Source organism: Xiashengella succiniciproducens (genome assembly GCF_023674465.1).
In the GTDB taxonomy this organism is placed as follows: domain Bacteria; phylum Bacteroidota; class Bacteroidia; order Bacteroidales; family Marinilabiliaceae; genus Geofilum; species Geofilum succiniciproducens.
In genome coordinates, this window is record NZ_CP098400.1 from 2,295,591 (window position 1) to 2,312,805 (window position 17,215).

The 17,215-nt window shown below is 41.6% G+C and carries 15 protein-coding genes; 8 read left to right on the forward strand and 7 right to left on the reverse strand.

Annotation, left to right across the window (positions count from 1 at the left end; translation table 11 throughout):
- Window positions 1–169: 169 nt before the first annotated feature.
- The 6 genes from M9189_RS09635 to M9189_RS13000 all read left to right on the forward strand — a co-directional run bounded on the left by M9189_RS09635 (window position 170) and on the right by M9189_RS13000 (window position 6,307).
- Window positions 170–3,934, forward strand: coding sequence for a beta-galactosidase small subunit-related protein (locus M9189_RS09635; RefSeq protein ID WP_250722736.1), 3,765 nt, complete (start codon window positions 170–172; stop codon window positions 3,932–3,934).
- A 240-nt stretch (window positions 3,935–4,174) separates the two neighbouring features.
- On the forward strand, window positions 4,175–4,297 hold the full coding sequence (locus M9189_RS12995) for a transposase (RefSeq protein ID WP_419184184.1): 123 nt from the start codon (window positions 4,175–4,177) through the stop codon (window positions 4,295–4,297).
- Between the two features lie 267 nt (window positions 4,298–4,564).
- Window positions 4,565–5,134 (forward strand): cytochrome b/b6 domain-containing protein, encoded by a 570-nt coding sequence (locus tag M9189_RS09640; protein ID WP_250722738.1) that lies wholly within the window; start codon window positions 4,565–4,567, stop codon window positions 5,132–5,134.
- A 250-nt stretch (window positions 5,135–5,384) separates the two neighbouring features.
- Window positions 5,385–5,885 (forward strand): hypothetical protein, encoded by a 501-nt coding sequence (locus tag M9189_RS09645; protein ID WP_250722740.1) that lies wholly within the window; start codon window positions 5,385–5,387, stop codon window positions 5,883–5,885.
- Window positions 5,886–5,891: 6 nt separating this feature from the next.
- On the forward strand, window positions 5,892–6,095 hold the full coding sequence (locus tag M9189_RS09650; protein ID WP_250722742.1) for a hypothetical protein: 204 nt from the start codon (window positions 5,892–5,894) through the stop codon (window positions 6,093–6,095).
- Window positions 6,032–6,307, forward strand: coding sequence for a zinc-binding dehydrogenase (locus tag M9189_RS13000; RefSeq protein ID WP_419184185.1), 276 nt, complete (start codon window positions 6,032–6,034; stop codon window positions 6,305–6,307). The genes M9189_RS09650 and M9189_RS13000 overlap by 64 nt, the downstream gene beginning before the upstream one ends.
- Window positions 6,308–6,520: 213 nt before the next feature.
- Here the strand turns inward: M9189_RS13000 and M9189_RS09655 are convergent, their stop codons facing one another.
- From M9189_RS09655 to M9189_RS09665, 3 genes are read right to left on the reverse strand one after another with little or no spacing between them, the layout of a single operon-like run.
- On the reverse strand, window positions 6,521–8,578 hold the full coding sequence (locus tag M9189_RS09655; RefSeq protein ID WP_250722743.1) for a T9SS type A sorting domain-containing protein: 2,058 nt from the start codon (window positions 8,576–8,578) through the stop codon (window positions 6,521–6,523).
- Window positions 8,499–10,115 carry a fibronectin type III domain-containing protein gene (locus M9189_RS09660; protein WP_250722745.1) on the reverse strand — a complete coding sequence of 539 codons (1,617 nt, stop codon included), beginning with the start codon at window positions 10,113–10,115 and terminating at the stop codon, window positions 8,499–8,501. Before M9189_RS09660 ends, M9189_RS09655 begins: the two co-directional genes overlap by 80 nt.
- A gap of 17 nt (window positions 10,116–10,132) precedes the next feature.
- Window positions 10,133–10,408: a hypothetical protein gene (locus M9189_RS09665; RefSeq protein WP_250722747.1), complete on the reverse strand. Its 276-nt coding sequence runs from the start codon at window positions 10,406–10,408 to the stop codon at window positions 10,133–10,135.
- A 210-nt stretch (window positions 10,409–10,618) separates the two neighbouring features.
- Between M9189_RS09665 and M9189_RS09670 the strand changes: the two genes are divergently transcribed.
- Together M9189_RS09670 and M9189_RS09675 are read left to right on the forward strand one after the other, a co-directional pair.
- The gene (locus M9189_RS09670) at window positions 10,619–10,849 is read left to right on the forward strand and encodes a hypothetical protein (RefSeq protein WP_250722749.1); all 231 of its coding nucleotides are present in this window, start codon (window positions 10,619–10,621) and stop codon (window positions 10,847–10,849) included.
- Between the two features lie 164 nt (window positions 10,850–11,013).
- Window positions 11,014–11,571 (forward strand): hypothetical protein, encoded by a 558-nt coding sequence (locus M9189_RS09675; RefSeq protein ID WP_250722751.1) that lies wholly within the window; start codon window positions 11,014–11,016, stop codon window positions 11,569–11,571.
- Between the two features lie 49 nt (window positions 11,572–11,620).
- On the opposite strand, the gene cobA is transcribed toward M9189_RS09675, so the two are convergent.
- The 4 genes from cobA to M9189_RS09695 form a co-directional block, all read right to left on the reverse strand.
- Complete coding sequence (gene cobA, locus M9189_RS09680) at window positions 11,621–12,988, reverse strand: uroporphyrinogen-III C-methyltransferase (RefSeq protein WP_250722752.1); 1,368 nt, start codon at window positions 12,986–12,988, stop codon at window positions 11,621–11,623.
- 18 nt (window positions 12,989–13,006) lie between these two features.
- Window positions 13,007–13,462, reverse strand: a complete 456-nt coding sequence (locus tag M9189_RS09685) for a precorrin-2 dehydrogenase/sirohydrochlorin ferrochelatase family protein (RefSeq protein WP_250722754.1) — start codon at window positions 13,460–13,462, stop codon at window positions 13,007–13,009.
- 7 nt (window positions 13,463–13,469) lie between these two features.
- Complete coding sequence (locus M9189_RS09690) at window positions 13,470–15,173, reverse strand: NADPH-dependent assimilatory sulfite reductase hemoprotein subunit (protein ID WP_250722756.1); 1,704 nt, start codon at window positions 15,171–15,173, stop codon at window positions 13,470–13,472.
- A gap of 174 nt (window positions 15,174–15,347) precedes the next feature.
- Window positions 15,348–17,171, reverse strand: coding sequence for a diflavin oxidoreductase (locus M9189_RS09695; RefSeq protein ID WP_250722757.1), 1,824 nt, complete (start codon window positions 17,169–17,171; stop codon window positions 15,348–15,350).
- Window positions 17,172–17,215: the final 44 nt, after the last annotated feature.

Genomic DNA, 17,215 nt, shown 5'->3' on the forward strand with positions numbered 1-17,215 from the left:
AAAGTTTAAGAAAAAAACGGTAATATTGTCAGTCTATCACGTTCTTTGAACCTCTACCAGTGAGGGGTCAGTATCACCGGAATGAGGGGTCAATATCACCGGAATATCCAGTATTAAAAGAGAACTATAAAAAAGAGAATAGACAATGCAAAATCATACGGAATCAAGCATGAAAAAATTAGTTGGTTTATTTATCTCTCTGGCAAGTTTTACATTGTCAGCACAGCAATCGGAATTTGCAAACGTTTATCATTTTATCGAAAATCCAGCGATATTTGAAGTCAACCAGACTGAAGGACACACGGTTTGTATTCCTTGGGAGTCGATTGAAGAAGCATTAAATCTTAAGAAATCGGATTCAGAGAATGTGCTTTCGTTAAATGGAAAGTGGAAGTTCCATTTTGCCCATACTCCGGAAGGTACACCCACCGACTTTTTTACATCAAATTATAACGATCAGGAATGGTCTGAAATTATAGTTCCCTCCAACTGGGAAATGCAGGGCTTTGGCGATCCCCAGTTTCGCAATGTAGCACATCCTTTTCAATCCAATCCACCTTATGTTCCTCGCGAATACAACCCTACAGGCTCGTATCGCAAAGCATTTACCCTGCCGCCAGATTGGAATGGCAAACGCATTTTTTTGCGCATGGAGAAAACTGCCTCGGCATCGTTTGTCTGGATCAACGGACAGGAAGTGGGTTACAACCAAGGGGCCCAAGAGCCAGCAGAATATGATATTACCAATTACCTGAAACCAGGGGAAAATACTATTGCCGTCAACGTAATTAAATATTCAGATGGTGTGTATCTCGAGAGTCAGGACTATTGGCGCCTTGCTGGTATATTCGACGATGTCTGGTTGTATGCAAAAAAGGATGTGCATATCTTCGACTGGTATGCAACTATCGACCTGGACGAAAACTATTTAAATGCAAAATTAAGTCTGCAGATTACTGTAAAAAACCAATCGACAACAGACAAACAGAACTATAAAGTTCGCACTTCGCTGTTTGATGCAAACAATGTATTAGTCCAGGATTTTACTTCTGATGTTTTTCAGATTAGTGCCGATGGTACTACAACTATTAATGCTTCTGCGTTGGTAAAAAATCCTAAAAAGTGGACCGCAGAAACGCCCAATCTTTACAGGTTAACACTGGAATTAATCAACGGCGAAGGAAAAACAGAAGAAGTAATAACTGGTCGTATTGGTTTTAAAGAAACCGAAATCCGAAATCAGGTTTTCTACCTCAATGGCAAGGCTATAAAACTAAACGGCATCAATACGCACATGCAACACCCCACTTTGGGGCATACCATGGACGAAGCCACCATTCGTAAAGATTTTGAACTGTTTAAACAGTTCAATATAAATTGTATACGCATATCACACTACCCACCTGTAACACGCTATTTAGAATTGGCTGACGAATATGGATTCTATATTATTGACGAAGCAGGAGTTGAAGCACATGCCACAGAATACCTTAACGATAATCCGGAATGGGAGCCCATGTACCGAGATCGGGTTCGGAAAATGGTGTTGCGCGACCGCAATCATCCTTCCATTCTTTTCTGGAGTGCAGGCAATGAGAGTGGGGAAGGTAGAAATATATGTGCTGTAATTGATGAAGGACGGAAATATGACAGTACACGATACTGGATGTATGGTGGGAATGCTTTTTCGCATCCCTGCGAAGAGATTATTGGTCCACGTTACGCCACTCCATTTAATCTAAAAACACAGGTTGGGATGGTTCCTGAGAGTGTTGATCCGCGACCATCGTTTATGGACGAATACCTTTCGGTAGCTGGAAATGCCGGAGGTGGACTGGATGAATACTGGGATGTCATTTACAAGTATCCACGTATCATGGGTGGTGCAATATGGGATTTCGTGAGTATAGGTTTGTGCGAGCCAGTTCGTAAATTGACAGATTCATCACCAAACAAAATCCCAACGCACATCATGGGACGTGCAAAACTGGTTGCCGGACACGAGGGAAAAGGTATTGATCTGAATGGGCACGACCAATGGGTGGAAATCTACCAGGATAAGAATATAGAAATTACAGGTAATGAATTAACGGTTTCGCTTTGGATTTTTCCACGTGAGTTAATGAATATGGGCGGAACAATACTCACTAAAGGAAACTGTCAATTTGGGTTGCAGCAAATCGGATCGGATCAACTTGAATTTTACATTTATACAAATCAAAAGAAATTCATCCGGGCTAAACTACCCGAAAATTGGATAGAAAACTGGCATCATGTAGTAGGCTATTATGACGGGAAAACGATGTCACTATTTATCAACAGTAAAAAGGTTGCTGAAAAACCGATCACCGGGAACATGACCAATTTTCCATTTCCTATTAATGTGGGTAGGAATGCCGAGACACATGGTCAACATACCTCCGAATATTTGTGCGATGCCATTATCGATCAGGTGGGTATTTTCTCCAAAGCAATTGACATCAATGAATTATTGGCAGCAAATCCCAACTTGAAAACACGTGCAGCTTTGTGGCTTGATTTTGAACAGGAGGAAAAGGAAGGCGAGTTTTTCAGCTATGGAATTGGAGCGCGTACTTATGGAAGTATCTGGCCCAATCGGGTTCCGCAACCTGAAATGTGGCAAATAAAGAAGTCGGCTCAACCTATTTCTGTAAAGTGGAGCAATGCCGAAAAAATGGAAATTGAAGTGCAGAATCGACACTTCTTTACCAATACAAATGTCTTTGATGCACGTTGGAGTCTGGAGGAAAATGGAACATCTATAGCTTCAGGAAACTTGGAAGTGGATGTCGAACCGGAAGCAGAAGGAATCTACGTTCTTCCTATCCCAAAGCCTCAGCTAAAAGCCGGTTCAACCTATTTGGTAACAGTTAGTTTTCATTTGAAGGAAGCTACACAATGGGCACCGAAGGGGTTTGAACTGTGTTGGGATCAATTGGAATTACCATGGTTTGTTCCTGCTGATAAAAAATTGGTAAAGCATCTGACCAATCCTTTAAAAATTACAGATAGTGAACAACATTTAATTGTATCCGGAAAAAACTTTGATTATACATTTGATAAAGCCGATGGACAATTGTACTCCATGAAATACATGGGTACAGAATTGCTGAAACAGGGGGCGCAATTCAACGTTTGGCGTGCCCCTCTGGCGAACGAACTGGACGACTGGACTACTTATTCGGTTAATGTATATCCCAGAACTGAGGGCTACGGAAGAATGATTGCCACTGCATGGTATTCTACCGGTCTGGATAAAATGAAGTCAAAACTTGAATCATTTCGGGTTGAAAAGAAAGATGAGAATATAATTGTCAGTATTAGTGAAATTGCTCTCTTTGGAAATGACGACAGGGCAGGCTTTGAGAATGAAATGATTTATACGATCTCGCCCGACGGTGATATTATTTTACAGCACACAATTCATCCGAATGGAAACATGCCCATGTACTTGCCACGCATTGGAACAAAATGGGTATTAAATAGCCAGATGCAAAATGTAGAATGGCTTGGTCGCGGGCCACAGGAGAATTATCCCGATCGCAAAACCGGATACCGTATTGGGCTTTATCAGTCAACAGTGGATAATATGTTTGAGCCCTATTTAATACCTCAAGATTGTGGTTTGCGAACAGATAACAAATATGTAAGAATAACAAATGATGAAGGAATCGGTATCGAGTTCTCGGCAACACAACCATTTAATTTCAATTGCTATAATTACAGCACGGAGAATCTTACAAAGGCAAAATACATCTATCAATTGATTAAATCGGATGGTGTAACATTCAATTTCGACTACCAAACAACAGGGGTAGGATGCACAGCAATAGGGGTGATTAATAAATATCAAACCATTCCTCATTCCCTGCGGTTTACAAGTTCGATAAAACCAATTAAAATCAATAAGTAGGACCTAATAAATAAGCGGTTACAACACGCGGCCATAGGGGTTTGAGTGGAATATTACGAGAATTACCGGGCACTTTAGAATTAGGCAAAATGATCGACCAGGTGGCAACACTGTATAGCATTTATGGTTTGTGGATATTCCGGTGATATTGACCCCTTGTAAGCTCCTCCAAAAATCAGACTGTTTAATAATAGACAAAAAATTAAGTCTTAACAGGCAAAAAAGAGTTATGAATAAATCATGATTTGCAGAGAATCAGATAGTGGCATAGAAGTTCAAACCCTACGTAGGGAACATGGTATAGCCAGAACAACATTATATAGTTGGAGGAAGAAGTATTCGGGTATGGATGTTTCGCTGTAGGTGGTATTATAAGAGCAACCGCAATGATGCTGAGATAATCGAGAAATTGCAAGATTTGGCACAGAAAAGGTCAACTATATAACCAAAATCATCCACATATATCATTGGGAGGAATGCCGCCCTTGACAGAACCTTTCAGCTCACTGAAAATGCATTTGAAAATATGGTTTAAAGAGAAAAAAGTCTATTTTTAAGTTGTCTGAAAAAGGGTAAGTCTCCACCTTATGCAAATTGAATAATATTTCTGTTTACAAACAAAACCCTAAAATGGAACAGTCTTATTCTAGAATTTACAGAATACTACATTGGACGATTGCAATTACATTTATTCTAATAATAATCACCATTTTTCTTAGGAACACATGGTTGAGCAAAGATAACCTTGCAGGTATTGTTGAGAACTATTTTAAAGATACAGACCGGCCATTGTCAAAAGACCAGTCAATAGCTTTGGCTAAGCAAATCAGAGCCCCCATGTGGCAATGGCACATTTACTTAGGCTACGTTCTAATTGGATTATTCTGGTCACGCTTTATATTTACTGTACTGAGGAAGATTAGAATACAGAATCCTTTTAATAAAACATTGAGTACCAAAGAGAAGTTCCAAAAATGGTCTTTTGTTGTATTTTACATCTGTGTAGCTATATCCTTGTTTACAGGAATATTTATGGAAAATGGACCCAAGGAATTCAAAGGCCTGCTAAAAGAGATACATGTACTTTCCCTCTATTATCTGATTCCATATATTGCACTTCACATAGGAGGCATACTGATGGCAGAGTTTACCAACCCCAAAGGCATTGTTTCAAGAATGATTAACGGTGGATCGAAATAAATAAAGATACCAACTTATTGTACTATTTGTAAGGACTATCGATATTTCAAAGACCTTTTATTCAATAGTTCTCAAGCAGGAAATAAGGAATGTCGACTTAACTAACCTCAGACATACCATATTATTCAGGCATGATTAAATCAGCAATAACAAATTGACTCTTAGATATTTTGTTTTATTTTTCACATAAGCATTCCCATTGTCATTTCATTCAACGCAAGGAAGCATAATGACTCTAAATAAGACAGAAATGAGATATAAGAAACTCCTTTTATTTATTATTACTTGCTACGCTATATCCTGGGGATGCTGGATACCTGTTCTGGATAAGATTGAATCAGATCCATTTAATTCTCCACTGAGCGTATTACTCTTATTTTTCATTGGAGCCTATAGTCCCACCATTACAGGCATATTCCTGACAGCATTCTTTGACGGGAAGAATGGGTTAAAAGATTTAAAAGCAAGGCTGAGAATTAAAAAGGCAGAAACGAAATGGGTTCTGATAAGTCTTATAGCCGGACCGATTTTATATGGCTTAGCCTTTTTCTGCTATCATGTATTTAATGGTCAGGTAGGTGAAGTAAATTATGGCCTATTGCCATGGATCCCTATTGTGTTTATTGTTCCAATTATCTTCGGACCATTAGCTGAGGAGCTTGGGATTAGCAGATTCACTCGATCTCTACAAGTTTTATACAGCAGTTATATGGTGTGTTCTCCTCCTTGTTTATTTAATTTCTCAACATAAAAAACGTTGAAATACAGCCAGGTACAATTGGAGAGTATTCTTCCGGATCAATACTGCAACTTTGGTGCTCATGCCGAATACAAGACTATCGCTGAGTCTGCTGCGGTTCAATTGGCAAAGTATTTTGGGGCTAACGTTACGGCCGTATGCAATACCGGCAATATAGCGGTAGTCAAGTCGCTTGGCAAGAATGGAGCAAATGTATTTTAGCCCTGTTCACTTCAATATCCGGTGGTAAGAGAGTCCTCTTCCCAATACCCACAATTGACAAGAATGATTTGCTCTTTCTGAGAAAACTATACGAAGAAGGTCACTACAAACCACTTATCGACAGAGTCTGTAGTCTTTATAATATAGTAGAAGCTTACCAGTATGTTGAGACAAGACAAAAAGTCGGGAATGTAATCATTTCAGTAACTTAAAACCTGGAAGGCTCTATGATTTGGGACCCATGGACAGGATGTTACAAAGTAAGTGATGGACGCACCTTATGCTATTACTATGGCCCTTTAGTAAGCATCATACGGTTTATCAAATAAACAAGAGGCGGGAGATGTCTCCCGCCTTTTGTTTTGACTTCACCAGGTTTGCATGTTAAGCAACAACCTTTTCAGTAGTTTATCAATTAGTCCTGCCTATTTCTTCACAACCTTGTAGGATTTTCCTTCAACCACTACGACATATACTCCTGAAGCCAGCTTACTTATGGTGAATGCCTGACCGTTGACTATGGTCTGATCCAGTTTTCTACCTGTCAGATCATACAGTTCTGCAATCCTAATATCGTTTGCGACCGATGAACGAACATACAGAACATCCTTTGCAGGAACAGGCCATATCCTTACATCAGCTATGATAGCAGGATGTTCTTCGACTGATGTTGGATCAGGTTCAACTGTTATATTTCCTACATCAGCTCTCCAACCTGCTATAGCTCCATATATAATTACACTATAGCCTGAACCTGGTTCAATACTACTTGTATTGATCTCAAGAGTATTAAATCCCTCAACAGCATCAAACGTACCTGAGAATAATTCAATACCACTGTACGATACCACAGAATATGCTATAGCTTCAGCATATGTCATCCCAAACTCAATAATGATATCCTCACCCATCCTGATAACCAATTCTTCAGTAGGAGAGATAAGAGTAAATGGTGATTGCTCAGGTAGAATGGTAACTGTCGGTGAAACAGCAAACACAGATGAATCAAATGTTGAGGATACACGAAGCATCAGTTCTTTACCTACCCATGACTCAGGTACTTTCAGCTTTGCTTCATTATACTCTTCCATTGGAACTCCTCTACCAGTACTTTGCTTATAACTGACACTTTCCCAGGTTAAACCACCATTTATGGAGTACTCAACATTGACAAAGCCAACATTACTTGTCAACCATGAAAAATCCACGTAATTATTAATCCCTTCCTGATATTGGTAGACCTCATCAAAACTGGGGTAACTAAACTTGATTGACTTTGTATTATTAACTACATAAACAATTTGCGAATAAAGATATTTCATATCAGGATACCCATTATAACTTAAACCAGCAACAGCCAAGGCCATATTATATCTACCTGAGGGTAGTGATGGATCAATCTTCAAAGTCTGAATACCTTCGACGCCTTCCAGTTGATATGAATTAGACAAATAGTAACCAGAACTATTTTCATCCATGAAAATAAGGTATAATAAGTTGTTACAGTTATCGTTATAAGCTATCTCCACATTTCCTCCGCCATCACTAAGATCTATGATATCATAAGGTTGCACATTTAGAATTGAAACCTGAGGTTCACACGGAAGCATTACAGAACGCTTAACCGGTTTTGCATCAACACAGGAGCTAAATACATAGATATCACATAATTGTCCCTTAACCAGGTCATAAATAGAACATGAATTCAGTGATTGGTTCAGTTGCATAACAGTACCTCCCGTAGTTGGATCAAATCCTGCCGGACCATATACCACCTTATCAGGATGAACATTTCCAGTAGATCTCCACTTGATTCTAATGAAATCCTGACCATATGTACCAAATTGTTCAAACTCAAGGTTAAAGACACATATGGGTTCTGTCCCGTATTCCCAGTTAAGGGTAAAGTCATCACCTTCCCCACCAATGTCACCTAGAATATAAGCAACCACCTGGGGTTCATCGCTATTGTTATACCAAGCTACAGGACTTGATTCCGGATTATTGCCACAGCTAAACATCTGGCCATCACAATCTTCTCCGGCTAGAGCTGTATATGTCGCATTGAATCCTGCATCTTCCAGCCATATCTTAATTGACTGCCCTGGCTCCAGATCAAAGGTGAAAACCATGTCACGTTCAACATTGTCATAACAATTATTGAAATCGACTGTAGTATATGCCATACTTCCCTCGTAAGGAGCTGACATAGCTGTCAGGTTTAATGCATTATAGCAATCGTCTCCTGGGACTTCATTAATCTGAAGAGGTCCTGCCCATTCTGAGTAGGCACCAGCATCACAAACTGTTCTAACGTATACGTGGTAGGCTGTAACCTCATCAAAATCCGTAATCGTATAGAGGGGGTCATTTACAGTTGTTGTAGTTCCGCCTTCGTCGGGATTAAAACCTACAGGACCATAGCTTACCCGGGACAAATCCTTTACGGCCGTAGGCAACTTCCCATAGTGAGGCATCTCCATTTTCTATGAAGGAAAGAAGAGCCTTACCTCCTCCCATTGGCTCCAGGCTTAGTATTGTAGGATCCATGCATGGATTAAGCGTCCAATTAAACTCAAATGCGCCACCATCCCTGTGACCAACTGATAATACAAACCAAAGTTTCACCGGCACCTCCGAATTATTCTTCCACTCAAAGGGAACCCCTTCTCTATAATCAAAGTAGCCTAACCATTCCCCATAGTCACAGTCTTCTCCGGCATACACATCACAAAAAGCACTTGAGCTATCCGCCTGAACTATCTGCATTTCAATTGACTCACCCGGATTCAGGTTAATATATCCATACAGATCTTTATAGTATCCGTTTGCAAAAGCGTTAGCTGTAGATTCGATGACTGGTGATGTAAGAGTAGATATATCTACAGCATCATTACAATAGTCGCCCAATATGTGGGTCTTAATTGTAATTGGATCTGACCATTCACTCTCACTTCCGACTTCGCAAATTGTTCTATGATAGAGGTCATAACTTGTATTGGGTTCAAGATCCTCTATATCAATAAAAACATCCTCTGTAGTCACTAACTCCCCTTCTGTATCCACATCAAATCCTGTTCTTCCGTACTTCACCTGCCATCCATCATATTTAAAGGCATCAACCCAAAATAAAGAAAGGAAGTTGCTGCCTGCACTTACCTGAACCCCTGAAGGAGGAATACAGCCACTAACAGCTTCCTCTACCCTAAGATCAAATACATGTAAATATCCGGAACCAAAGCCAAATTCCTTATAAAGCATGATTGCCACATACTTATGCTCTTCAGGGACATCCTTCAGTATTACTTGATATGTGGATTTTCTGATACCTAAACTATTAATTCTCAACTGCCCCTCAAAAGAATCCATGTCCCATGGCTCGCTCACGGTACCCACAAACAAGTAATAATTTTCGTCATCATTACTGACTTCCAAATTGCATTCCAACGTAACCAAAGCCCCCTCAAGATCATCGGAAAACTTTGGAGTAACCAGACTATTTTTGCTTCCTTCAGCTTCTATGGCATAATACCCTCCCATAATCCTGAGATAGGAAGTAGAAGTATAGATGGCATTATAGGCAACGTTATTTATACTTAAAGGAATACTAACTTCTTCTGTGTCCATACCGGGAATCTCAAAATACACCTTCTCAGTCCAGGTACCGGCTTTACCATCATTATACAAAGCCCTTACCATTACCATATAATAGGTTCCCCTTTCCACCTCGGTAAGCATAACTTCGTTAGTAGTTGTCTTTAGTACCTTCCACTGGGGAGCTTTTTCATCATCGTTAGCATATCTGACCTCCCATTCATCGACTCCCGGAAGTGAACCCCAGCGCAGTATAGCAAAGTCATCTCCAACATCTATATTACTATCATCAAACAAAGGCGCAGGATGTTCATCCAATCGCCAATTAAGCTGAAATTCACCTCCAGGACCACCATAGCTGTCTACAATTATCCATACCCGCTCTATAGATTCAGTATTATTGGCATAACACATTCGATTATTCATATAATAACCATAGTCTATCATTGTCCACCGGGGCAATCTCCACCAACATACATAGCTAATACCAAAGAAATGTTGCTGTCTGTACCCTCAACGCATAAACCTGTTCCCGGCTCTAAGTCATAAAAAAACATCAGATCGCTACCTGACATACCATACTCTGTGTAGTCATCTGCAGCATTTATCGTAGAACCTATATAAGGTGAACTTATTGAAGAAAGGTCGATGGGATTACTACAGTCATCGCCTTCAATAAGCTGAGCACTAAGTCCCAGAGGGTAGTAAAAGAAATACAAGGCTTAGTAGATAGTTTCTCATAAACAAGGCTTTTGGTTAATTAATTAGAATTTTAGAACATAACTTTACAATAAATAAATACCTTGAACGAAAGTCAAAATATAAAGTTCCCAGAATTTTAGACCTTGGTCTAAAATTCTTCGAGAATATCGTTAATTTTCCATGCAATTGTTACCAACGATTATTACAACCTAAAACGACCCAACAGAATGAAAAACCTTATTCCTACAGTAGTTGCCCTGATTTTCACTACTGGTCTATTTGGCCAAATCAATATTGAAGACTCAACCGTTCAGGTGATTGGATATTGGGATATGAATGAAACCTGGTCAGCATCAAGAATACATGAATCAGGATGGGTCATTTATAGTATTGAAACAAAGAAGGTTGTGGCTGAGGGAACAACTCAGATTAATGAACGGATAATCGAAATACTGTAAACTATATTAATATTAATCAGGACTTAAGTTTCACGCATAGCCAAACCTAAATGAAGTGTCAAATTTTTGTTTTCCTTACAGCACTTTTTATTTGCTCACAGGAGGCTACAACACAATCAAAATTTTCGATAACACCGGGAGCATTTTATAACGGGACCTTCTTTATGGAAGACGTAGGAGGCTTTGGAGCAATGCTGGGAGTGGACTATAGACCTTATGAGTATTTTAGTGTTGGTATTAGAACCAGGTATGGGTACTATACTTTTGATGACGGCACAAGCTGGAGTACAGATAAGGACGGATACCCAATACCCCCGAAAAGGGATTATGCAAGACTTGAATACAAATTAACCAGTCCGCAGATAGGCCTTGTACCTAAACTGTACTTAGCTCTTAATACTCTTTCAGATGACCCGTTCTATCTGTTTCTCGAAAATGAATTATCATTTGGCTGGATGTCCGGAGATTTCAAGTACAATGGAAAACCCAATGTAAAAAGAAGCTTTACTGAACCCATCTTAAGCTATAATGTAGCCTTAGGTTTGGAATTCAAATGGAATAAAGAAACGAATGATAATTCAGTCGGAGCTTCTATTGGATATTCAACACTAAACTTCAGAAACAAAATCAGGGAGCATCAGCCTGATGGTTATATAGGGAGAATACCTAACCAGGATGCAATACTTATGGTAAACCTCTTCCTTAGAATTCCCCTTAGGTAAATGAATAATTAAAGTAAGAATATAGAACTTAATCAAGCAAATCCGGAGATCAAACGCTGACGCTATTGCTTTCGGATGTTCCCGACAACTGAATAAAGAGTTCCTTTGCCCCTGTATCTGAAAAACGATACTCCATGTTTTGTGGAAAGCCTCCATATAGCTCACAAAAATGGCTTACGCTTAGTGCTGAGGAGAACATTACGCCAGAAAACATACCGAGATCATGCCTGACTGGTCGTGGATTGCGAATCACCTCAAATAATGTGAGACAATCCACTTGTGCATTTACCCCTTTCAAGGTTGATATTAGTTCGGGCATCCCAACTGAAGAACATGGTAATAGTACCTTTTCCCCACCTAGTTTGATCCATCGGTTTATCCTGAAGATTCCTTCTTCTGTGCTTCCTTCAAACTCCGGATCTATATATAGTCCAATTCCTTTAAGGGCATGGGATGCTGACGGAGTTAACGCAAGCAGGCGTTTGTCAAGTACAGCCCTCAGGTCAATTTTATGATGCGCCAGGTATCTAAAAAAGTGCTCAACGGCATTGCGCCCAGGAAACAGAATGCTGTCGCAATTAAAGATATTGGCAGGTTCAGCGCTATAGTCAGCCCTTATGCTTACCAAGGGTGCATGAACCAATGCCCCATCTGTGTTTTTCCAGGCTGGTAATCGGGAACCAGTATACAACCACCTTCTGACTGTACGACCAGCCCTGGATGCCGCGGTCTGCCCCACAATCATTATCGATGGAGATGGCAACAACTCATTACTCTCTGAGAGCGAAGATAGTGTGTAGCGTCTTGTATCTGAATCACTAAAGGACACCCTATGACAAACTGCCACTGGAGTGTTGCCATCATAACCTTTCTTTATAAATAGTTGGGCCAACTCCTTCTGATTGGAGGCTCCCATGAAAACAACCAGGGTATCGGCCAAAGGAACGTCCAACTTGTCAGGGTCATGCCCAGATAAAAAGGCAACAGATGACGACAGTCCCCTGGAAGTTAGGGGTACAAGGGCTTCCGCTGCAGCTGCAACAGCACTGCTAATACCCGGTATTATTTCGGCCTCTACCCCTTCTCTTGTAATATGGTCATATTCCTCCATACCCCGACCAAAGATCAAAGGGTCCCCCCCCTTAAGACGAACCACATTATGACCGGTCTTTGCAGCTTCAACCAACATACGGTTGATCTCTGTCTGGGGATAGGTATGCCTGTTGCTACGCTTGCCAACATAGACCTTCTCGGCACTGAACCTATCCAGATAAGATGCATCCAAGAGATCATCGTAGAATATAATATCAGCAATGTTTAGTGCATTATAGGCCTTAACTGTGAGCAACTCAGGATTGCCGGGTCCAAACCCGGCAATCGTTACTTTGCCCTTAGTAATGTTATTTTGTGAAGACATGGGTTTGAGATTAGGAGGTTAATTATCCAGAAATCCTTCTGATAGTATCCTGGAAATCTTGTCACGCCATCTGACTGATTTTTTCACATCAAGACCATCGGAACTGACGGCTACAGACATATTTCCATCGAAATAAATAGCAGGGGAAATAAAGTCTCCGGCTCCAGGGTCACTGGCCACACTTACAAGGCAGGCACATTGCCGGGCGTCCTCGGCAATGGCCAGATTCAATGCCTTGTTGTCTGTGGCAGCAATCACCATAAAGAAGCCAGCCAGATCACCGCGTTGATATTCCCTTTCTATAAGGTTGATCCAGCTTCGGTTTCTGATATCATCACGTATAGACGGAGCCAACACCCAAAGTTCACGCGTATAAAGCTCCAGGGTCTCTATCTTGCGGAGAGCTACACGGCCTCCCCCAATAATCAGGACCTTCTTGCCGGCCAGATTTATCCCTATCGGAAGGTATTGCATAATAGTATCAGTAAACTGTGACAGATTGACTTGGACTTACTATTCCGGTACGCACAGTAAAATCACCAAAGCGCTCTCCGGGCTGTCTTTCATTGGCATATCGGGACAACAGCACAGACAACTCTTTTAGGATGCCTTCCTCGTCAAGCATCTCCTTGTAAAGGGTATTGAGACGATCTCCAGAAAAGCCTGCGCCAAGATATAGGTTGTAACGTCCAATAGCACGACCAACAAGACCTATCTCACCCAGGAAGGGACGTCCGCAACCATTGGGGCATCCTGTCATTCTGATCAGAATATCTTCAGAGGTAAGGTCGAGCTCCTTAAGAATGGACTCAATCTTTGTGTTTAGTTCAGGCAGATATCGTTCTGCCTCAGCAAAAGCGAGCGAACACGTATTAAGCGCCACACAGGCAATAGCATTTTTCCTGATACCAGATACTCCTTCTCCATAAGATACATTGTATTTAGCAAGTATATTCTCTACATGAGGCTTGAGGTTTTCCTCTATCCTTCCAAGCACCAGTCCCTGATTACCGGTAAGTCTGAAATCGCAAACCTTGATCCGGGCTAGGTCTCTCAGGGCTGTTTTAAGCTGCACTTTTGAGGTATCCCTTACCCTTCCGTGCTCAACAAAGAGTCCGAGAAACCATTTGCCATCACTGCTCTTCTTCCAGCCTAGCACATCACCATTCTGGGTAAATTCATAGGGTCGGACATCTTCAAACCTGATGCCGCTTCTCTGCTCGATTATTTCTTTTACAACATTAGTGCCAAGTCGGTCGATGGTGTACTTAAACCGGGCCAGTTTACGGTTCTCCCTGTTACCATAATCCCTTTGCAACTTTACTATTTCCTCTACTACCTTTAATATATTCTCCTTATCTACATAGCCTATCAGGTCGGCAAGCCTGGGGTAGGTTTCCTCCATGCCGAAAGTCATACCCATACCTCCTCCTATGGCAACGTTAAATCCCAGAAGTTTATCACCCTCTCCTATTGCTATAAGTCCCAGGTCATTTGCAAAAACATCAGTGTCATTATAAGGAGGAATTGCCAGGGCTATCTTAAACTTCCTCGGCAGGTAGGTCTTACCCAATATGGGTTCTTCATCAGTTTGACCGTCTGTCAGAAGTTTGTTATCCAACCAAATCTCATGATATGCTGTGCTTTTGGGAAGCAAGTGGTCACTGATCTGTTTTGCAAAGGCTGCCACTTCCCTGACTAGGGGCGATAGCCCCTCGTTGGAGGTCGCCATCACATTCCTGTTGACATCCCCGCATGCTGCAATGGTGTCAATAAGGGTTGAGTTTATTTTCTGCATTGTCGCCTTCAGATTTTTCTTGAGCACACCGTGCCATTGAAAAGCCTGACGCGTAGTAAGTTTTAGGGTTCCATTGCCATATTCGTCAGCCAGTCTGTCAAAGACAAGCCACTGGTCGGCTGTGGCAATCCCGGCAGGGGTGCGGGATCTGATCATAAACTGAAACAAAGGTTCCAGTTTTTGCTTTTTACGCTCAGCCTCAAGGTCCCTGTCATATTGCTGATAACTACCATGAAACTTAATAAGTTGGGTATCATCCGCTGAAATGGCACCTGTGGCTTCATCTTTAAGACCTTCAGCTATGGTACCACGCAGATAGTTACTTTTTATCTTAATATGCTCCACAGGTGAAGGAGCCCATTCAACGGGTTTGGGAATATCACTCATAATGTTAAATGTCTATATGGTTAACTAAATGTTTCACGTTATGCCTATTCAGGTGCAATGATAGCAGAAAGCAGGCTGCAAATTCTGACTAATTTGTTGATAATCCGGAATGATGATCGGATACGAGATGGAGGATGTCGCAGGGGCCATTACGGTCAGGTATTTATAGTCCCCTTAGTATACGTCCTCCTGATAACGTCTTTCTTTTCTCATTTTGTTAAAATACTCAAGACTTTCTTCGGGTGACATACCACCTTCTGACTGCAAAATGGACAGGAAGGTATTTCTAACATCAACCGCCATGGTCTTCATATCACCACAGACGTAGAATCGTCCACCCTCAGAAATCCATTTGTACAGTTCACCGGCATTCTGTTTCATCTTGTGCTGTACATAAATCTTCTGCTCCTGGTCACGTGAGAAGGCTACATCCAGGCGGGTCAGCAGACCGGAGTTCCTGTATTTGAGCCATTCAGTCTGGTACAGGAAGTCAGTTGTAAAATGCCTGTCTCCAAATATCAGCCAGTTTCTGCCCTTATGCCCAAGTGCAGCTCTCTGCTGCAGGAACCCTCTGTATGGAGCTATTCCTGTACCTGCACCCACCATTATCACCGAGGTATTATCATCTTCCGGCAGACGAAACTGGTTGTTGGATCTGATCTTGACTTTGAGTCTTTGGCCGACATCAACCCGATCAGCTAGAAAGGTTGAGCACACTCCGTTTCTTCTCCTACCCTCTTTCTCATATCGTACGGCACCAACAGTGATATGAATCTCATTACCAACCTCCTCAGGACTTGAGGCAATAGAGTATGCACGAGGTGCCAGACGTCTCAGAGTTGATACAAGATCCACAGCCTTGAGTTCGGCCGGATATTTCTGAAGGAGATCAAGTACATCAGTTCCTGCCAGGAAGGCGCTCAACTGCTCAGGATCCTCAAGCAGACGATTAAAGGTCTCATTCTGCAAGAAGGTAGAGTATTTCTTTACAACTGGAGCAGTCAGAACTGTCAATTCTGAATGATACTGTAAAGCTTCCTTCAGACTCATTCTGGCTCCATCGATATCAACCAGTTCTCTGCCATCCAGCCCAACTGTATCAAGCACTGCTGCTACAAGTGATGGGTCATTTTCTGTAAAGACTTCAATTGCATCCCCCGGTTGATATTTAAGTGCCGGGTGTTCAGCAACCAGTTCGATATGCCAGGTCTCCTTATCAGCACCACGTCCGTTAAGCTGAATCTTTTCAATAATCTCAACTTCTACAGGACCATCTTGTATATCAACTTCGACATCCTTAGCAGCTGCAGGTCTTGAAGACTGAGCAGACTGTGCTGCATTAACAGTAGCAAATTGTCCAACAACCTCGGGAATAAGTCCCGAAAGCCTGGTATTAAAGTCGGTGTCAAGTTCAACGACATCACGCAGCGGACTAGCACCAAGCTTTTTCAGGAACTCAAAAAAGTCATGCCCTGTCTTGCAGAAATGCTTATAGGTACTGTCACCTAAGGCAATAACTGAGTATCTGATATTTTCTGCCGAAAAACCCCTACCCGACTTAAGCTTTTCATAGAGCTCCTGAGCCGCGAGTGGCGGCTCACCCTCACCATGGGTGGAAACAATTACCAGCAACTGTTCTTCATCTTTTAGCGACCTTGGATTGTAATCTTCCATGTTCCTGACCTTGGCTTCAAGCCCCAGGCGCTGGGCTTCCTTTCTGGCTATTTGGGCAATCTTTTCTGAGTTGCCCGAATGAGAGCCAAACAAAATAGTCAGGCTTTGTGGAGAACTAACCGCTCCGGAAGACTCCTCCTCAAGATGCGTGAGCACCTTGGGTTCGATAACTGGATTGGCATAGGACGCATGAACTGCCGGGGCAAAATCTATGGCAGCGGAAATATAGCCTCCGAGCCACAGCAACTGTTCGCGATTCATCTTTGAAAGCACTCGCTGTAGTTCTATGCGCTCCTCGGGTTTAAACAACTGATTATCTGACATAAGAAACATTTTGTTTGATTGTGATAAATAAGAAGGCAGTAAGA

What these genes read in the sequence shown, in the direction of transcription:
- M9189_RS09675 (WP_250722751.1), top strand. Translation starts at nt 11,014, where the DNA reads ATGGAAGACGTAGGAGGCTTTGGAGCAATGCTGGGAGTGGACTATAGA.
- M9189_RS09670 (WP_250722749.1), top strand. Translation starts at nt 10,619, where the DNA reads ATGAAAAACCTTATTCCTACAGTAGTTGCCCTGATTTTCACTACTGGT.
- M9189_RS09695 (WP_250722757.1), bottom strand. Translation starts at nt 17,171, where the DNA reads ATGTCAGATAATCAGTTGTTTAAACCCGAGGAGCGCATAGAACTACAG.
- M9189_RS09655 (WP_250722743.1), bottom strand. Translation starts at nt 8,578, where the DNA reads ATGGAGATGCCTCACTATGGGAAGTTGCCTACGGCCGTAAAGGATTTG.
- M9189_RS09690 (WP_250722756.1), bottom strand. Translation starts at nt 15,173, where the DNA reads ATGAGTGATATTCCCAAACCCGTTGAATGGGCTCCTTCACCTGTGGAG.
- M9189_RS09645 (WP_250722740.1), top strand. Translation starts at nt 5,385, where the DNA reads ATGAGATATAAGAAACTCCTTTTATTTATTATTACTTGCTACGCTATA.
- M9189_RS12995 (WP_419184184.1), top strand. Translation starts at nt 4,175, where the DNA reads ATGATTTGCAGAGAATCAGATAGTGGCATAGAAGTTCAAACCCTACGT.
- M9189_RS09660 (WP_250722745.1), bottom strand. Translation starts at nt 10,115, where the DNA reads ATGAATAATCGAATGTGTTATGCCAATAATACTGAATCTATAGAGCGG.
- M9189_RS09685 (WP_250722754.1), bottom strand. Translation starts at nt 13,462, where the DNA reads ATGCAATACCTTCCGATAGGGATAAATCTGGCCGGCAAGAAGGTCCTG.
- cobA (WP_250722752.1), bottom strand. Translation starts at nt 12,988, where the DNA reads ATGTCTTCACAAAATAACATTACTAAGGGCAAAGTAACGATTGCCGGG.
- M9189_RS09635 (WP_250722736.1), top strand. Translation starts at nt 170, where the DNA reads ATGAAAAAATTAGTTGGTTTATTTATCTCTCTGGCAAGTTTTACATTG.
- M9189_RS09640 (WP_250722738.1), top strand. Translation starts at nt 4,565, where the DNA reads ATGGAACAGTCTTATTCTAGAATTTACAGAATACTACATTGGACGATT.
- M9189_RS13000 (WP_419184185.1), top strand. Translation starts at nt 6,032, where the DNA reads ATGCAATACCGGCAATATAGCGGTAGTCAAGTCGCTTGGCAAGAATGG.